15 protein-coding genes are annotated in these 17567 nt (G+C 62.3%); 7 read left to right on the top strand and 8 right to left on the bottom strand.

All coding sequences use genetic code 11. The features are described 5' to 3' along the window. Nucleotides 1-54: 54 nt before the first annotated feature. The 8 genes from gyrB to dnaA form a co-directional block, all read right to left on the bottom strand. Nucleotides 55-2097 (bottom strand): DNA topoisomerase (ATP-hydrolyzing) subunit B, encoded by a 2043-nt coding sequence (gene gyrB, locus R4P57_RS05720; RefSeq protein WP_317801893.1) that lies wholly within the window; start codon nt 2095-2097, stop codon nt 55-57. Between the two features lie 257 nt (nt 2098-2354). Beyond that, nucleotides 2355-3488 carry a PDR/VanB family oxidoreductase gene (locus R4P57_RS05715; RefSeq protein ID WP_317801892.1) on the bottom strand — a complete coding sequence of 378 codons (1134 nt, stop codon included), beginning with the start codon at nt 3486-3488 and terminating at the stop codon, nt 2355-2357. Then, entirely contained in the window at nt 3485-4402 is a 918-nt protein-coding gene (locus R4P57_RS05710) for a metal-dependent hydrolase (protein WP_317801891.1), read from the bottom strand. The genes R4P57_RS05715 and R4P57_RS05710 overlap by 4 nt, the downstream gene beginning before the upstream one ends. A gap of 169 nt (nt 4403-4571) precedes the next feature. Then, complete coding sequence (locus R4P57_RS05705; RefSeq protein ID WP_317801890.1) at nt 4572-5135, bottom strand: DUF721 family protein; 564 nt, start codon at nt 5133-5135, stop codon at nt 4572-4574. Further along, nucleotides 5132-6400: a DNA replication/repair protein RecF gene (recF, locus tag R4P57_RS05700; protein WP_317801889.1), complete on the bottom strand. Its 1269-nt coding sequence runs from the start codon at nt 6398-6400 to the stop codon at nt 5132-5134. The genes R4P57_RS05705 and recF overlap by 4 nt, the downstream gene beginning before the upstream one ends. After that, a complete protein-coding gene (gene gnd, locus R4P57_RS05695; protein WP_317801888.1) occupies nt 6401-7327 on the bottom strand; it encodes a phosphogluconate dehydrogenase (NAD(+)-dependent, decarboxylating) in 927 nt (308 codons plus the stop codon). A gap of 65 nt (nt 7328-7392) precedes the next feature. Then, complete coding sequence (gene dnaN, locus R4P57_RS05690; protein ID WP_317801887.1) at nt 7393-8577, bottom strand: DNA polymerase III subunit beta; 1185 nt, start codon at nt 8575-8577, stop codon at nt 7393-7395. 582 nt (nt 8578-9159) lie between these two features. Further along, complete coding sequence (gene dnaA, locus R4P57_RS05685; protein WP_317801886.1) at nt 9160-10692, bottom strand: chromosomal replication initiator protein DnaA; 1533 nt, start codon at nt 10690-10692, stop codon at nt 9160-9162. A gap of 620 nt (nt 10693-11312) precedes the next feature. Here dnaA and rpmH point away from each other — a divergent pair. From rpmH to R4P57_RS05650, 7 genes are all read left to right on the top strand, one after another. Further along, the gene (gene rpmH / locus R4P57_RS05680) at nt 11313-11456 is read left to right on the top strand and encodes a 50S ribosomal protein L34 (protein WP_026347786.1); all 144 of its coding nucleotides are present in this window, start codon (nt 11313-11315) and stop codon (nt 11454-11456) included. 30 nt (nt 11457-11486) lie between these two features. Continuing rightward, a complete protein-coding gene (gene rnpA / locus R4P57_RS05675; protein WP_317801885.1) occupies nt 11487-11867 on the top strand; it encodes a ribonuclease P protein component in 381 nt (126 codons plus the stop codon). Beyond that, nucleotides 11864-12193, top strand: coding sequence for a membrane protein insertion efficiency factor YidD (gene yidD / locus R4P57_RS05670; RefSeq protein WP_317801884.1), 330 nt, complete (start codon nt 11864-11866; stop codon nt 12191-12193). Before rnpA ends, yidD begins: the two co-directional genes overlap by 4 nt. A 4-nt stretch (nt 12194-12197) precedes the next feature. Continuing rightward, nucleotides 12198-13289 carry a membrane protein insertase YidC gene (gene yidC, locus R4P57_RS05665; RefSeq protein ID WP_317801883.1) on the top strand — a complete coding sequence of 364 codons (1092 nt, stop codon included), beginning with the start codon at nt 12198-12200 and terminating at the stop codon, nt 13287-13289. 25 nt (nt 13290-13314) lie between these two features. After that, nucleotides 13315-13980, top strand: coding sequence for a protein jag (locus tag R4P57_RS05660; RefSeq protein ID WP_317801882.1), 666 nt, complete (start codon nt 13315-13317; stop codon nt 13978-13980). Between the two features lie 1817 nt (nt 13981-15797). Beyond that, on the top strand, nt 15798-16475 hold the full coding sequence (rsmG, locus tag R4P57_RS05655; protein WP_317801881.1) for a 16S rRNA (guanine(527)-N(7))-methyltransferase RsmG: 678 nt from the start codon (nt 15798-15800) through the stop codon (nt 16473-16475). Nucleotides 16476-16556: 81 nt separating this feature from the next. Then, a complete protein-coding gene (locus R4P57_RS05650; RefSeq protein WP_317801880.1) occupies nt 16557-17567 on the top strand; it encodes a ParA family protein in 1011 nt (336 codons plus the stop codon).

Below are 17567 nucleotides of genomic sequence, written 5' to 3'. Positions count from 1 at the left end.
GAAACGGTCACCTGCACGCACCGAGAGAACACATCGGTGCGTGAAGGGAAGTGACTAAACGTCAAGAAAGCGAACATCTTTCGCGTTGCGCGCAATGAAGCTTCGGCGTGCGGACACGTCCTCACCCATCAGGACGCTGAACAGCTCGTCTGCGGCGGCCGCGTCGTCGAGGGTGACCAGACGCAGAACTCGCACTGCCGGATCCATGGTGGTTTCCCACAGTTCCTTGGCATTCATCTCGCCGAGGCCTTTGTAGCGCTGGACGCCGTCCTCGACGTTGATCTTGCGCTTGTTGGCGATGCCGGCCTCCAGCAGACCGTCACGCTCGCGATCGGAGTAGGCGAAATCCGGTTCGCCGCGGCTCCACTTCAGCTTGTACAGCGGCGGCATGGCGAGGTAGACGTGACCGTTCTCGATCAACGGACGCATGAACCGGAAGAGCAACGTCATCAGCAGCGTGGAGATGTGCTGGCCGTCGACATCGGCGTCGGCCATCAGCACGATCTTGTGATAGCGCAGCTTGGCAAGATCGAATTCGTCGTGGATGCCGGTGCCGAAGGCGGTGATGATCGACTGGACCTCGTTGTTCTTGAGGACGCGGTCGATGCGGGCCTTCTCGACGTTGATGATCTTTCCGCGCAACGGCAGAATCGCCTGGAACATCGAATCGCGTCCGGATTTGGCCGAGCCGCCTGCGGAGTCGCCCTCCACGATGTAGATCTCGGACTTGCTCGGATCGTTCGAGCGGCAGTCGGCGAGCTTGCCGGGAAGGCCACCTATGTCGGTTGCGCTCTTGCGGCGCACCAACTCTCGTGCCTTTCGTGCAGCCATGCGCGCCTGCGCGGAGGAGACCGCCTTGTTGATGATGGTCTTGGCGTCGGCCGGGTTCGATTCGAACCAGTGCGCCAGGTGTTCGTTGCACGCCTTCTGCACGAACGACCGAATCTCGGTGTTGCCGAGCTTGGTCTTGGTCTGCCCCTCGAACTGCGGTTCACCGACCCGCACCGAGATGACTGCGGCAAGGCCCTCGCGGATGTCGTCGCCGGTGAGCTTGACGTCTTTCTCCTTGACGAGCTTCTTCTCGAGCGCGTACTTGTTCACCGTCGAGGTCAACGCGGTACGAAAGCCCTCTTCGTGGGTACCGCCCTCGTGCGTGTTGATGGTGTTCGCGAAGGTGTGCACCGACTCGGAGTATCCGGCGTTCCACTGCATGGCGATCTCGACCTCGTGGCCCTCACCTTTGCCGGTGAAGCCGACGACCGAGTTGTGGATCGCGGTCTTGGTCCTGTTGATGTGCTTGACGAAGTCGACCAGACCGTCGGGGTAGTGGTAGGACCGCTTGCGCACCTTGGCCGGCTTGGCTGCTGCGGCGTCGGCCTGCTCTTCCTCCGCCGTCTTGGGAGCCTCGGCCGTCTCACCGAGTTCTTCCTCGGTGGCGTCGGTCGGAGCCACCCTCTCGTCGGTGAAGTTGATGGTCATTCCCTTGTTCAGGAACGCCATCTCCTGCAGACGACGGTGCACGGTCTCGAAGCTGTAGTCGAGGGTTTCGAAGATCTGACCGTCGGCCCAGAAACGGACGGTGGTGCCGGTCTCGTCGGTGTCGCCGACGGTTTCGAGCGGTCCGGGCTTGGCGTAGTCGTAGGTCTGCTTGTAGCGATGGCCGTCACGCGCGATCTGCAGTTCGACCTTGGTGGAGAGTGCGTTCACCACCGAGATGCCGACGCCGTGCAGTCCACCGGACACCGCGTATGAGTCGGAGTCGAACTTGCCGCCTGCGTGCAGCTGCGTCATGACGACCTCGACGGTGGGAACACCGGAGGAGTGCATGGCGACGGGGATTCCTCGACCGTCGTCCTTGACCTCGACGCTGCCGTCCTCGTGGATGGTGACGTCGACGGTGGAGGCATAGCCGGCCATGGCCTCGTCGACGGAGTTGTCGACGACCTCCCAGATCAGGTGATGCAGGCCTCGTTCACCGGTGGAACCGATGTACATACCGGGCCTCTTACGAACCGCTTCCAGGCCCTCGAGGACCGTGATGGAAGACGCGCCGTAATCCTTGCTGTTCTCGTTGTTACCTGACTTCTGGGCAGCCACGGTTAGCTGGTTCTCCTTCTACGCGTCCACTACCCCGCTCACACCCCACAGGGTGCTACCGCAGGGACGGGCGCAGTCGATTCCGGCCGCGCCCGGGTCCATGCGTTTGTTCCGGGCTTGATGTCGTACCGGTCCATAGTACTGGTTGCCTACGACAGCATGGGCACGATGACACCCCTAAAAGGCCCCTGATTGCGCCGCAGGCGCATTTTCTCGGTCCCGGACGACAAAGATGAAGGGTGAAACCAGCGGCTCCGCTAGAGATCGAGCACGATCCGTTCGCCCTCGGAACGCGACACGCAGATCAACATCTCGTGTTGCTGCTCCTCGGCCGTGAGCCGATTCTCCCGATGCTGGGGTGTTCCGCTCAGTACCCGAACGCGACACGTTCCGCAGAACCCCTGCTGGCACGAATACGCCACATCCGGGCGTAGACGCCGAATGGCATGCAGCGCAGTCTCGTCCGAACCAACTGCAATGATTTGCCCAGAATCGACGAGCTGCACCTCGAACTCGGCACCGTTCTTCACCGGCGGAGGCGAGAACCGCTCGAAGTGCAGATGTGTAGCGGGCAACGAGTCGAACGAGGCCCGAACCAGATCGATCATCGGCGGAGGTCCGCACACGTAGACCGAACCGCCGGGTGCCGCCGCACCGAGCAGATCCATGCTCGACGGCATGCCGTCCACATCGTCGGTCCGGACCGTCACGCGATCGGCGTCCCAGCCGGCGATCTCGTCGAGGAACGGCATCGATTCACGTGAGCGGCCGCAGTAGACCAGGTGCCAGTCCATCCCCGTCTCACGAGCGCGCCGCACCATCGAGATGATGGCGGTGATACCGATTCCTCCGGCCACGAACACTGCATGCTCGGACCGTACGAACGGAAAACCGTTGCGCGGCCCCCGAATTGCGACCTCGGTGCCGACCGGGAGATCGTGCATCTCGCGCGACCCGCCGCCGCCGTCGGGCACCAGGCGCACCGCGATGGAGTACGAGTCGGCATCCGTCCGCCCACACAGCGAGTACTGCCGACGACGTCCGGACGGGAGATAGAAGTCCAGGTGCATTCCCGGTGCCCATGCAGGCAGCACAGAGCCGTCGGCGGCCGAGAACGTCAGTTGGACCACTTGCTCGTCCACGCACAGCACCGTGCGTGAGGCCAAGGTCAGTACTCGGGTGCGGGCGACGGGCGGCGCAGCGAACGACGCGTCGTAGTCGTCACCGTCGAGCAGAGCAAACCATTTGTCGAGCGCATCGGTCACAAGAGACACGGTTTGATCGGGCTCGTCGCGGCCGTACAGATTCTTCGGAATGGTCCGTCCCATTCGGAACGAGTCCACCATCTGTGCCATTGCGCCGAGCTTGCTCCGCAACGTGCGTTTGGTCATCGATCGGCGGACCGAGCTGCCGGTGAGGTGGCCAGATACTGCACTGCCTGCGCCGTCGACCCTTCCTGGGACGGGTGGTACGTGCGCTTGAAGTAGCGCAGCGACGCCTTCACCATCGACATCGGGGTCGGGAAAAGACCGGAGTTGGCCACTCGACGAAACTCTCGGAACGACGGTGTGCGCTGCTTGGGTGGAAGGTGCGCGAGCGTCGGATCCTGGCTCATCAGATAACGAACACCGCGGGTCCAGAACCACACGAGGGTGGGCGCGATGACGACGTACGTACGAATCCGGCGGGCCGGGCGGACGTCGAAGTATCGCATCACCTCGTAGGCCACCGATCGATGCTCGACCTCCTCGGCTCCGTGCCACCGCAGCAGGTCCAGCATGATCGGATCGACGTCGGCCTCGTCCAACTCCGTGGCATTGAGAACCCAATCGCCGAGGAAGGCGGTCAAGTGCTCTGCGGCGGCGATGAGGGCGAGACGTTCGACCAGACTGTTCTGGCCGTGACCGGACCTGTTTCCGAGGGCACGGCCGAACAGGAACTTCATCTGATCGACGTACGGATCGACATCGATGCCGTGCGCCCGGAGCTGATCGTGGACATCGGTATGCGCCTGCGCGTGCATGGCTTCCTGACCGATGAATCCGATCACGTCGTCGCGCAGCTGATCGTCGTGGATGAGCGGCAGCGCTTCCTTGAACGTGCGCACGAACCACTCCTCACCCTCGGGCAGGAGCAGGTGCATCACGTTGATCAGGTGAGTCGCGAGTGGGTTGCCGTCCATGTAGTGCAGCGGCAGGGAATTCCAATCGAACTCGACATTTCGGGCATGCAGAACGACACGGTCTTCGGGGGTTCCGTCCACGTCGACGGCCGCCGTCGATGCCTTCTTCGTTGGTGCAGACACAACTTCTCCTCGTCCGATGGCCGCGTAGAACATCTTCATCGATCCCCCGACCGCTGAGTGTCGCGAATCACGCTACGCACATCGACCATGTCACAGCAACACTGGCCCCAACATCTGTTGAGGATCACCTGGACCAGGCTGTTCGGAAAGCCATCGTTGGGACGTCTCACTATCCGTACGTGTCGCGCGGGCCACGTCCACGTACGTGACGTTCTCCCTTTCTCCAGCTCTGCGTCGTCGGACCGGTGATGCGCAACGACGTCACAACGCCGTGACCGACCGCCGCTGCGATCTTGGCCAGAATCTGCGACTGCATCAGCCTCAACTGCGTCGCCCACGCCGTGGACTCCGCCGAAATACTCAACACTCCGTCCTTGAGACCGGTGGGGTCCGCATGAGCCGAGATGTCCTCGCCGACCACGCTGGGCCACCGGCCCAGCACCGCGCCCTCGGACACCTTGGCCGACCACCCACGCTTGGACGCGATCGAGTTCGCCAACGCCCCGAAGGCCTGAGGATCGCGGTCGTCGGGCCCGGCTCCCGACCAACCGCGTCTACGACGCCCCCGCAGTGCTCGAACTCCACCGGTGGGCGACGACCGTCCCTGGCCCACCGATTTGCCACTGGCCTTGGCTGCGGCCCGCGCGTCCTCGAGTGCTCGACGCGCCAGATCGACGCCTTTCAATTCCGGTACCTCACCGTTGCCTGTGGGAGTCGCCTCGTCGTCGGTCATCTGTCCTCACCTTCCGAACGTGCGATGCCGGTATCGTCCGACAAGTCCGACAAGTCCGACAAGTCCGAGATGCGCGAGATACGTCCTGCTGCACCGGAATCGGCACTCTGCGTTGCCTCGACCCCGTAGCGTCGAGCATCGAGTTCGGGAGGTACGTCCTCCGGTACCGCCGCCGTGATGAGGACCTGCTCCGCGCCTGCGGCCACCGTCGCCAACGCTGCGCGCCTCTTGCGGTCGAGCTCGGCGAAGACGTCGTCGAGCATCAGAACCGGGTCCGTACCGTCCTCCCGCAACAATGCAAAAGACCCGAGCCGCAACGACAGTGCATACGACCACGATTCACCATGGCTGGCAAAGCCTTTGGTCGGTTGATCACCGAGCATCAATTCCAGGTCGTCGCGGTGCGGTCCCACCAGGCATACCCCACGTTCGATCTCGCGCTGTCTCATCACCGAAAGTTGGTGCAGGAAAGCAGCTTCCAGAACGTCTGTGTCATCGGGTTCGGGTGCACGATCGGCATCGGAGAATTCCGGTGGGAGGGCATCGGCCAAACTGCAGCGATAGGCGACGGCAGCCAAGCGAGATTCCGGCGCGATCGAACTGTAGGCCTGTTGCACGAAAGGCATCAGCTCGTGCACCAAAGCTATTCTGGCAGCGAGCAATCGAGCTCCGTGCGCCGCGAGATGACCATCCCAGACGTCCAGGGTGGCAAGGGCACTCACACCGTCGCCCGACAACGATCCGCGGCGCAACGATCCACTCGCCGTCTTGAGCAGAGCCGACCGTTGCCGCAGAACCTTGTCGTAATCGGCACGGACAGTGGCCATTCGAGGAATGCGAGTGGTGAGCAGCTCGTCGAGATAGCGTCGTCGCTCGCCGGGATCGCCGCGGACGAGCGAGAGATCCTCCGGAGCGAACAGCACACTCTGCAAAACGCCCAGGATCTCGCGTGGGCGCCGCAGCGGTGACCTGTTCATCCGAGCCTTGTTGGCCCTGCCCTCGAGGAGCTCCACATCGATGATCAGTTCGCGGCCGTGATTGACCACGGCACTGCCCACGAACGCCTTGGCAGCGCCTGCCCGGATCATGGGAGCGTCCGACGACACACGATGGGAGGACAACGTCGACAGATAGTTGAGCGACTCGAGCAGATTGGTCTTACCGTGTCCGTTCGGCCCCACGAACACGGTCGAGCCCGGTCCGAGGTCGACGGTGAGGTCGTCCCAGGATCGGAAATCGTGTAGCTGCAGAGACCGGACGAACACTTACTCGGTGTTCTTCGGCGCCGGGGCGCGCAGGGTCTCGTCGGCATCGGCCTTCTTGACCGCATGTCCGCCGAACTGGTTCCGCAGTGCAGAGACAGCCTTCATTGCAGGCGAATCCTCTTGCCGCGACGCAAATCTCGCGAACAACGCCGCAGAGATCACCGGCGCAGGGACAGCGTGACGAATGGCTTCCTCGACGGTCCAGCGGCCCTCACCGGAATCCTCGGTGTACCCGGAGATCTCACTGAACTCCGGATCCTGACCGAGCGCTTCGACCAGGAGATCGAGCAACCACGACCGCACGACCGTGCCCTTGCTCCAGGCCCGCAGCACGCCCTGCACATCCTGGACGAGTTCTTCGGCTTCGAGGATCTCGTAACCCTCGGCATACGCCTGCATCAACCCGTACTCGATGCCGTTGTGCACCATCTTCGAGTAGTGACCGGCACCGACCGGACCGGCGTGCACGAAACCGTCCGCGCGCTCGCCCTCGGGACGCAATGCGTCGAAGATCGGCATCGCACGGGCGACATGCTCGTCCTGGCCGCCGACCATCAGACCGTAGCCGTTCTTCAGGCCCCAGACGCCACCGGATACTCCGGCATCGATGTAACCGATTCCCTTGGCGTCCAACAGCTCTGCATTGGGCTTGTCGTCGGTGAATCGAGAGTTGCCACCATCGATCACCAGATCGCCCGGCTCGAGCACATCCGCAAGACCAGTGACGGTATCGCGGGTGATCTTGCCCGACGGAACCATCACCCAGACCACTCGTGGCGCCGTCAGCGACTGCGCCAGACCGGCCAGTGACGGAGTATCGGTCACCTCGGGTCGGGGGTCGTAGCCGACGACCTCGTGACCGTGCTCACGCAGTCTCTCTCGCATGTTGAATCCCATTTTTCCGAGACCGACCAAGCCCAGCTGCATGATGAGGCGTCCTTGTCTGTGTCAGGTGCGAAAGTGTCCGCGGGTTCAACAGTAACCAGACCGGATCAGCCCGGCAGCCTGACCGGCATCAGCAAGTACGTGTACTCGGACTGCGGCGCCGCGAACTTGCCTGCGTCATCGGGCACCAGTTCCTCGTCAGAGGTCGGCCGCAGCACTGCGGGCCGGCTCGGCGTCGTGAATCCGAAGGTGACCTTCTCGCTGTGCAGCGACGACAGGCCGTCGATGAGGTACCCCGGGTTGAAGGCGATGGTCAGAGCCTCACCCTGGAAATCGGCCGGCAGTGCCTCCTCGGCGCGGCCTGCATCGTCGCCACCTGCGGACAGCAACACGCCCTCGGCGTTGAATTCGAGGCGAACCTGCGCGCCACGCTCGGCAACGAGAGCCACACGCTTGATGGCCTCGATCAGCGACGCGATCTCGAGGGTCGCCACCGCAGTGTGTTCGGCCGGCAGTAGCTGACGGAACTTCGGGAATTCGGCGTCGAGCAGTCGGGTCGTGGTGCGGCGCCCGTCGCTGACGATACCGAGCAGGCCGTCGCTACCGATGGACGAGCCGGATCCCAGAGCGAGTTCGACGGGTGAGCCGGCGTTGCCGCCGAGCGTCTTCGCAGATTCGGACAAAGTCTTGGCCGGAATGAGCACCGCGGTGGTGGTGTCGGCCCCGGCGGGAGTCCACTCCACCTCGCGAACCGCCAACCGGAAACGGTCGGTGGCCGCGAGAACGACGTTGGTGCCGTCGATCTCGACGCGGATACCGGTGAGCATGGGAAGCGTGTCGTCCTTGCCCGCCGCAATGGCGACCTGGGCAATCGCCTCGGAGAAAACATCACCGGCCAGCGAACCGGTGTTGCTGGGCAACTCGGGGAGCTGCGGGTAGTCCTCCACCGGCATCGTGGGCAGCGAGAACTTGGCGCTTCCGCAGTTGACCAGAACGCGGGTTCCGTCGACCGTGACGTCGACCGGCTTGTTCGGCAACGACTTCGTGATGTCGGCAAGTAGCTTGCCTGACACCAGAACTCGCCCGGCAGTGGCAACTTCGGCCGACACTTTGACCTGAGCGGAGACCTCGTAGTCGAATCCGGAGACCGTCAGACCCTGCTCGTCGGCGGCAAGAAGAACTCCACCGAGAACGGGAACGGGCGGCCGCGACGGCAGGCTACGGGCTACCCACGCGACGGAATCGGAAAAATCTTCACGAGCAACGCGAAACTTCAAACTTCCAAGCTCCATCGCTCGGCATTTCCTCTCGTTCGGTGGCGTTCGTCGTCACGGTCCGGCGGTGCAACCACGATGGTTGCGGCTCGAACCGATGCAACGACGAGTGTGGCACATCCAGCGCAAGCACACCGTATGCCCTCCGAACCGAAGACGAAAGCGCGAGGTTCACGCCGAACGTGGGATTCGGGCGATCTCGAGGGGCCTGTGAACGAATCGTTCCCCAACACCTGTTTTCAAAGAAGTTCTTTCAAGGAGAAAACAGAAGTATTAATAGGTCCTGTGGAATCTGTGCACGGACCATTCGATCCGCTGGTGGCCGAGCGTGGTGTCGTGGGGATGAACTCGGGACCAATACGTGGTTGACGAGTGGCTGCCTGTGGACGAATCACATCGGTGCACAGGCGCCCACATTCCATCCCCAGAACTTCGATGTTGTCCACATGGTTATCCACAGGTGTGAATCAATGGTCGACGCTTCGAAAACTCACCGAATCCGCGTCGTGAATCGGTCCGACGAACGACGAGAAACAGCGACGGCACCGAACCCGCGATGGGATTCGGTGCCGTCTTCTGCGTTCGTCTGTGACCGGTTGTCTACCGCTTCGAGCGCTGCTTGATCCGCGCGGTCAGCTCCTGAACCTGGTCGTACACCTTGCGACGCTCGGTCATCTCCTTGCGAATCTTCTTGTCCGCGTACATCACCGTGGTGTGGTCCCGACCGAACGTCTGGCCGATCTTGGGCAACGACAGATCGGTGAGCTCGCGGCAGAGATACATCGCGATCTGCCTGGCCATAGCCAGTGCTCTGGCCTTGCCCGGCCCGCACAGGTCCTCGATGGAGGTGTTGAAGTACTCCGCTGTGACGGCCATGATCGTGGCCGCATTGATCTCCAGACTCGACGAATCGGGGATGAGATCGCGCAGAACCACCTCGGCCAGCGTGAGGTCGAGTGCTTGTCCGTTGAGCGATGCGAAAGCCGTCACTCGAATGAGGGCGCCTTCGAGCTCACGAATATTGCGTTCGATTCGGCTGGCGATGAGTTCGAGCACGTCGTGCGGCACATCGAGCCGGTCCATCCGAGCCTTCTTGCTCAGGATGGCGATACGCGTCTCGAGCTCGGGTGGCTGCACATCGGTGATCAGGCCCCACTCGAAGCGGGTCCGAAGCCGCTCCTCGAGCGTGGCCAACTGCTTCGGTGGCCGGTCGGACGAGACGACGATCTGTTTGTTCGCGTTGTGCAAGGTGTTGAAGGTGTGGAAGAACTCCTCCTGAATGCCTTCCTTGCCCTCGATGAACTGGATGTCGTCGACGAGCAGCACGTCGGTCTCCCGGTAGCGGCGCTTGAACGCCACTTTGCGGTCGTCACGAAGACTGTTGATGAAGTCGTTGGTGAATTCCTCGGTCGAGACGTATTTGACGCGCATGCCCGGGAACAGGCGCTGCGCGTAGTGGCCGGCCGCGTGCAGGAGGTGCGTTTTGCCCAGACCCGACGCCCCCCACACGAACAGCGGGTTGTAGGCGCGAGCGGGTGCTTCGGCGATCGCCACCGCGGCTGCGTGTGCGAACCGATTGGAGGCGCCGATGACGAACGTGTCGAAGGTGTACTTCGAGTTGAGGCTGTTGGCACCCGAGGACGGCGGTGTCGAGTCGGGAGGTTTCGTGAAATACGTCGGCCACGAGTTCTGGACGCTGGCGAGAGCCTCGCGTTCGTCGTCGACCTCTTCGTAATCGGCCGTCTCGGAGTCCGACGGCTCGTCGTCTCTGCTGGTCAGGATGCGGCGCCGGTAGGTAGGAGAACTGGCGGCATCGGGGTACGGCGATCGCTCGGAGTCGATCTTCTCGTCCTCGGGAGCGGAGATACGCACTCCGAGTCCCTCGACGCCCTGTCCCAGGTGACGCCCGAGGGCACCGAGGATGGGTTCGCGAAGATCTCGTTCGATCGCTTCCTGCGCGAAGGTCGACGGAACTGCGAGCAGTGCGAACCCCTGGGTCAAGGTCAGTGGTTTGACCAGAGCGAGCCAGGCCTTCTGGCCTTTGGTCAGCGGCGACCCACTGTGTCGGTCGGATGTGAGCTCCGCGACCACCTCGGGCCAGATGCGCGCGAGCGCATCCGGATCGTCGTTCACGTTGGGCCCTCCGTCGTCGAGCAATTGGTCTCGGGCGGTGTTCGACGCGTGAATTCGCGCGCCGTTTCGTACCCGCGCGGCAACATCGTCGGATAGCGTCGTCGTTCGTGCGTCGCTGCGGCCGAGACCAGGGTCCGTGGGTGGACCCCGCAAGGTACGAATATGCCACCTGAACTGTGTTTCCACACAATTATCCACAGGTGTGGATAAACGACACCGATGTGAGCCCAGAACGCGTTCCGGCTCGTGCTATGACAGTTGCGCCAGTCTGACCTGCACCGATGCCGACTGTCTGTAGTGCGATCGGACGACTTGTGTCGCAGCGCGCGGTCGTTCGACGGCGATGTCGACGCACATCACATCATCAGCGGCCGGAAACCGGCACTGCCTGTGTATGAATGACGGCGCTCTCCGCTCGAGAGCGAGTTTGACCGGCGGTGACTCGATCAGTACTCTCGAACAGTCACCCAATAGCGAGGTGGCCGATGCTTGCTGGCTGCTTACAGTCTGTCTTCACTCGGATTTCTCGCTCGGGAGGCAAGCAAGTCCATCCGGACTCGCTGAGAACCTTTCCAGCAGGCGCCGACAGATCGGCGTTTCAATCTCGAGGAGTGTTGACCGTGGCCAAGGGCAAGCGGACGTTCCAGCCGAACAATCGCCGCCGCGCGCGCGTTCATGGCTTCCGTCTTCGTATGCGTACCCGTGCGGGTCGTGCAATCGTTTCCGCACGTCGCGGCAAGGGCCGTAAAGAACTCACAGCCTGATATCTGTTCGTCCGAAGCTTGGAGCTCGGGATGCTTCCTGAGCCGAATCGACTACACCGAGCACGTGATTTCTCCGTAGCGGTGCGTCGAGGACGCCGAATGGGTAGATCGAATCTTGTGGTTCACGCCGTCGTGCGTGACGAACAGGACATCGCATCGACCGTTCGCGGGCCACGATTCGGATTGATCGTCAGCAAGGCAGTCGGGCCGGCCGTAACTCGTCATCGAGTTGCGCGCCGGCTTCGGCATATCTGTACCGACGTCATCGGTGAGCTCCCCGAGACCACCGACGTGGTGATCCGCGCTCTGCCCGGAGCTGCGAGCGCGTCCTCGGCAGATCTACTGGTTCAACTGCGTTCAGGATTGAAGAAGCTCGGTCTTCTCGAAGCTCCGAAGGGTCCGCCGTCATGACATTCATGGGCAACCTTCGTCCCATTCCTGCTCGAACACTCGTCTACTTCATCGGGTTGTACCGGACATACGTGTCCCCGATGAGACCTCCCACCTGTCGCTTCTCCCCCACCTGCAGTGAATACGCCATCGAGGCGCTCCAGGTGCATGGGATGACGAAGGGCTCGTTGCTGGCAGTCGTCCGCCTCCTCAAATGTGCTCCCTGGCACTCTGGAGGCTGGGACCCGGTACCCGAACCCGGTAGGTGGCGGCCGACCGTCACCGAACCGACCGAAACCGAAGAACACCACGATCTCGCGCGAGTGGAAGAACAGAGGAGTACATAGAGCCGTGCTCGACTTCATTTACTACCCGGTTGCCTGGATTCTCTGGGTGTGGCACAAGGTGTTCGGCTTTGTGTTCCAGGATCCCAGCAATGGGTTCGCCTGGGCACTGTCCGTCGTCTTCCTGGTCTTCACCCTCCGCCTGATTCTGTACAAGCCCTTCGTCAAGCAGGTCCGCACGACGCGGCAGATGCAGGAGCTACAGCCGCAGATCAAGGCTCTGCAGAAGAAGTACGGCAAAGACAAGCAGAAGATGGCCGTCGAGATGCAGAAGCTCCAGAAGGAGCACGGCTTCAATCCGCTGATGGGCTGCCTACCAGTTCTGGCGCAGGCACCGGTGTTCATCGGCCTGTTCCACGTGCTGCGCTCGTTCAACCGCACCGGTACCGGCTTCGGTCAGCTCGGGTTGACTCCCGAGGAGAACCGGGAGCTGTCGAACTATGCGTTCAACGTGGCCGATGTGCAGTCCTTCCTGGACGCCCGACTGTTCGGTGCTCCGATCTCGGCGTGGATCACGATGCCGCAGGATCAGCTCAACGCATTCGCGGTGGGTCCTGGTGCATCCATCCCGTCGACGTGGGTCATCGTGGCTGTCTCCGTCCCGCTGATGATCATCGCGGCGATCATGACGCACTTGAACTCGCGTGCATCGGTTGCACGTCAGAGCGAGGCGGCAGCGGCGAACCCGCAGTCCGCGATCATGAACAAACTCGCTCTCTATGTCTTCCCGCTGGGCGTTCTGGTGTTCGGCGCTCTGCTTCCGATCGCCATCCTGCTGTACTGGGTCAGCAACAACACGTGGACTTACGCGCAGCAGCATCTGGTGTTCGGAAAGATCGACAAGGAAGAAGCCGCGAAGACCGCAGCTGCGGTGGAGAAGCGTTCCGAGAATGCGCCGAAGCCCGGTGTGAAGCCCGTGTCGATCAGCAAGCCGAAGCCCGGTGCTCGCCCCAAGCTCTCGAAGATGACGCCGACGAACGATCCATCCGCGGTGGAGACCGGTGAGGCCATTTCCGGTTCGACGACCGGTGCCGCAACGCCGGCCAAACCGAGACCGCAGGCGAACCGGAACAAGTCGACCAAGCGCAAGCGGCGCTGACCGACACGTCGAGAGAAGGACGAACATGGCAGCGGGCGTAGAAGAAGCTCAGAACGACGAAGTACAGACAGCCGATGCAGTATCCGGGGATGGAGCAAGTGACGTGGTGGTCGAGGCCGATCAGGTGAGTGCAGCCGACGTGGAGGCAGACGAGACTCCTGTGGTCGAGGACTCGGGCCTCGTCGAGGACAAGTCCGAGGATGTGTCGGACGATGACGACGAGGACGATGAGGACTACTTGGTCGAGGAAGGCGAGATCGCCGGCGACTACCTCGAGCAACTGCTGGACGTCCTGGACTTCGACGGCGACATCGATCTCGACGTGGAGGGTGACCGTGCCATCGTCAGCATCGACGGCGGCGATGATCTCGCCAAGCTCGTCGGCCGCAAGGGTGAAGTTCTCGATGCACTGCAGGAGCTGACTCGGCTGGCCGTTCAGCAGTCGACGGGTGAGCGCAGCAAGCTGATGCTCGACGTCGCCGGTTGGCGAGCGAATCGGCGGACCGAACTCGGCAACCTCGGTGGCGAAGCAGCTCGTCGGGTTCTCGAATCCGGTGAGCGCGAAGAGTTGACCCCCATGACACCGTTCGAGCGAAAGATCGTGCACGACGCGGTCGCCAAGATCGACGGCGTTGCGAGCGAAAGCACCGGCGTCGAGCCGGCTCGGCGAGTAGTGGTCGTCAAGGCGTAACAGAGCTTCACAGACGATGGCCCCCACTTCGGTGGGGGCCATCGTCGTATCCGGATGTAGTAGACCTCTGATCGAATGTCATCGATGTAATTTGATTGATCACTATCCGACGGCAGTGCCGGAGGGATCGGTTCTCTCGCCGGATTCGCTAGATCCAGCCATGCACTCCGCTTTCGTCACTGTGACGGCGAGGACGGAGGCGACTCATCGACTTGGTGTGCGGATTGTTCGGGTCTGTTTCACGTGAAACAGGAGGCGCTCGAGGCGAGAGAGTTCTCGGATGACGCGCTGACAGCTTTGTGACATTTCGAGCGTTGTCGCCACACCCATCGGAAACTTTCGGGTGGAACACGCTCGATGTTCCGGTGAGTTTCTAAATCTCGGCAGGCGCACGTGACGGTCTAGAATCCCGGCGGTTTCACGTGAAACAGCGCGATGCCGGATTGGTGTGGAATCGAATTCGACCTAGCCCGCGCACACCGAGTTCGAGATGATCCTGCGAAAGATTGTTGAACGCACCGATCGCGAACCGGTTCCGTTGATCCGGCCGAGGGGCAACGCCAGTCAGATCCCATCCGGCGTTCACTGCGAGATCCGGTCTTGGTACAGATCAGCGTTGTCGGATTCGGCTATAAGCACTATCAAGCGCTTACGACGCCAGGGCCGCTCGCTGATGCAGTGACCCTCTACCGGCTTCGACCGTTGCGGTGGTCGGGTGCCGATCGACGAGATATCGACGGCATCGCATGGATACACCCGTGACGTTCGGACTGCGGAGGAATGACGCCACCCGCATGAAGTCTGCGGTGTGTGCTTCCCGACGGGGCAAGCACGTGTGTGCGGCGAATTGCTCGCATTGGTTGCCGGTCGGACATCCGCGCAGTCTCGATTCGGGGAGAGAAGCCGACCTGACGATGTGCCTCCGGGACTGGTTTACAAGTACCGATCGCTCATCGCGTGACTGTGTACGACCGTCGTGCCCGCCGGGCCGAGCCGTATGAACTGTGGATGCGGTTGGAGTTGGGATCAGGCGAGTGAGTGTTCGAGTCGATCGTGACGCAATCGAGAACGAACTCGTGTCTGAGTCTCCCCCCGACTGTGACCGTCATGGTGCTCGACGGTGCCTGGAACTGCGTTCGCGGTCAACAGGTCTGTCTGCACTGTATGCCGGATGTCGATCTACTCTGCGCGGGTAGCGCAGGGGCTGGACCGACCCTGAGTTTCACGTGAAACATTGTCGTCGACGATCAATGGCCCAGAGGTATCCAGCCACAGACATCGATGCGCTCGACGGCGAGTTGCACCATCCCCGCTGTATCGGGCCCGGGTGCCGGACTGTATTGCGGCCAGTTCTGTTCGTCGAATTTTGCCGTCTGCCGCCGGAGGCGGAGGAACTGATCGACGCTGACTGGCCTGTCTCCTTCCGAGCTGTCAGGCGGTTGGGTACCGCGTGGTTCATCAGGTCGTGGCGCGACAACGGGTCGGCAGCGAACCGTCGGAAACGCAGTTTCACGTGAAACATGGCATGGGGCACCGGTGACCTCCCGTCGCCGACGGGACCGGATTCTGGCGGAGCTGGATTCGGCACATGAGTCCGGGGGTCGGTCTACAGACCCACCGCATCAAGAGCCGAGGCAGCTCGATCCGGTTGGTCCAACTGGACCGAACATGGGATGGCCCGCTGATCGTGAATTGCTACGCCTGCGCCCGAATGTCGATCGCGTAGTGCTCGCGCTACGGGCAATTGTGGCGTGGGATGTCGCATTCGACTGAGTTACAGCGATGTCGTTTGGCGTTCCGCGCCCGGGCACGGGAAGATGTTTCACGTGGAACAAGAAGGCTCGGATAGCAACCATGTGATGGCCGTGGCGGAGCAGATCTTCGGTGATCGGCTCGAGTTGGCACGGAGGTATCACGACTCGTTGGCGACGGCCGGTGTAGAGCGAGGCCTCATCGGACCGCGTGAAGTGCCGCGGCTTTGGGAGCGACACATCCTCAACTGTGCGGCGATCGGTGAGCTCATCGATGAAGGCGAGACCGTTGTGGACATCGGCAGTGGCGCGGGCTTGCCCGGGATCCCGCTGGCGATCGCGCGACCCGATCTGCGCGTAACCCTCGTCGAGCCCCTTCTGCGCCGGACCGTGTATCTCGCCGAATTCATCGAGGAACACGATCTGAACATCTTGGTCGTGCGTGGCCGCGCGGAACAGCCCGGCGTCAAGAAGGAAGCCGGCGGTGCCGATGTGGTCACGTCGAGAGCGGTGGCACCATTGGAGAAGCTGGCCAAGTGGTCACTCCCTCTGGTTCACGAGCACGGCCGGATGCTGGCTTTGAAGGGTTCGAGCGCCGGAGAAGAGATCGAACGCGACCGGACTTCCCTCACTCGGATGGGTGCTGGCAAGCTGGAGGTAGTGGAGTGTGGAGTGGGTCTGCTGCCCACTCCCACCATTGTCGTCAGAGCGGTGCGTGAGCCGCGGAGACTGAGTCGTCACTGATTTCGATCGTGGGCTCACACGTCCCGCGCTCGATCCGATCGATCGTATTGAACACAGTCAGTTCCGCACTAAGGAGCACATATGTCGGGTGGGTCCGATCCCGCTGTTTCACGTGAAACAGCGTCCAAGAAGAACGTGTCGAGCAACTCGGAGAACAAGTCGGGGGTGACGGCCAACTCCGGGTTCGAGTACACCAGCGCGATCTCACCGAACGACACCCCCATCGGCGCTGCGGCACATCGAGCCAGCCAGGTTCTGCATCCCGGATCCGTATCGCTGCCGAAGCCGGCGAAGCGACGCATGCTGACGATCGCTAATCAGAAGGGTGGCGTCGGGAAGACGACGACCGCGGTGAACCTGGCTGCCGCGCTTGCACTCCAAGGTCTGACGGTTCTGGTGGTCGATCTCGACCCCCAGGGCAACGCCAGCACCGCGTTGGGCGTCGAGCATCACTCGGGTGTGCCGTCGAGCTACGAGGTCCTCATCGGTGAGGTGAGAGCCAAGGACGCAGTGCAGAAGAGTCCGCACAGCGACAGGCTGTTCTGCATCCCGGCAACCATCGACCTCGCCGGAGCCGAGATCGAGTTGGTGTCGATGGTCGCCCGCGAAGGGCGCCTCAAGACGGCGCTGTCGGTGGAAGAGCTCGCCGGCATCGACGCGGACTTCATCCTGATCGACTGCCCACCGTCGCTCGGTCTGCTGACAGTCAACGCGCTCGTCGCGGCGACCGAGGTACTCATCCCCATTCAGTGCGAGTACTACGCGCTCGAAGGTGTGGGTCAGCTTCTCCGCAATATCGAGTTGGTGCAGTCGCATCTGAATCCCGAACTCCACGTCTCCACCGTGATCCTGACGATGTACGACGGGCGCACCAAGTTGGCGGACCAGGTTGCGGAAGAGGTACGCAAGCACTTCGGGGACGCCGTCCTGCGCGCCGTCATTCCTCGCAGCGTGAAGGTATCCGAGGCTCCCGGGTACGGCATGACGGTGCTGGATTACGACCCCGGTTCACGAGGTGCGATGAGCTACCTGGACGCCGGACGAGAGCTCGCTGCCCGATCGGCCGGCATCGACGAAGCACGAAAGAAGTAA

Source organism: Rhodococcus sp. IEGM 1330 (genome assembly GCF_033142445.1).
GTDB lineage: Bacteria > Actinomycetota > Actinomycetes > Mycobacteriales > Mycobacteriaceae > Rhodococcoides.
Note: the sequence above shows the minus strand (reverse complement) of the source record. Positions and strands in the feature narration are given on the sequence as shown.

Excerpts from the sequence above, each read along its gene's own strand:
- rnpA (WP_317801885.1), top strand. The coding sequence starts at position 11,487 with ATGCTTCCTGAGCCGAATCGACTACACCGAGCACGTGATTTCTCCGTA.
- R4P57_RS05650 (WP_317801880.1), top strand. The coding sequence starts at position 16,557 with ATGTCGGGTGGGTCCGATCCCGCTGTTTCACGTGAAACAGCGTCCAAG.
- yidD (WP_317801884.1), top strand. The coding sequence starts at position 11,864 with ATGACATTCATGGGCAACCTTCGTCCCATTCCTGCTCGAACACTCGTC.
- R4P57_RS05715 (WP_317801892.1), bottom strand. The coding sequence starts at position 3,488 with ATGACCAAACGCACGTTGCGGAGCAAGCTCGGCGCAATGGCACAGATG.
- gnd (WP_317801888.1), bottom strand. The coding sequence starts at position 7,327 with ATGCAGCTGGGCTTGGTCGGTCTCGGAAAAATGGGATTCAACATGCGA.
- R4P57_RS05705 (WP_317801890.1), bottom strand. The coding sequence starts at position 5,135 with ATGACCGACGACGAGGCGACTCCCACAGGCAACGGTGAGGTACCGGAA.
- dnaN (WP_317801887.1), bottom strand. The coding sequence starts at position 8,577 with ATGGAGCTTGGAAGTTTGAAGTTTCGCGTTGCTCGTGAAGATTTTTCC.
- R4P57_RS05660 (WP_317801882.1), top strand. The coding sequence starts at position 13,315 with ATGGCAGCGGGCGTAGAAGAAGCTCAGAACGACGAAGTACAGACAGCC.
- rsmG (WP_317801881.1), top strand. The coding sequence starts at position 15,798 with ATGTTTCACGTGGAACAAGAAGGCTCGGATAGCAACCATGTGATGGCC.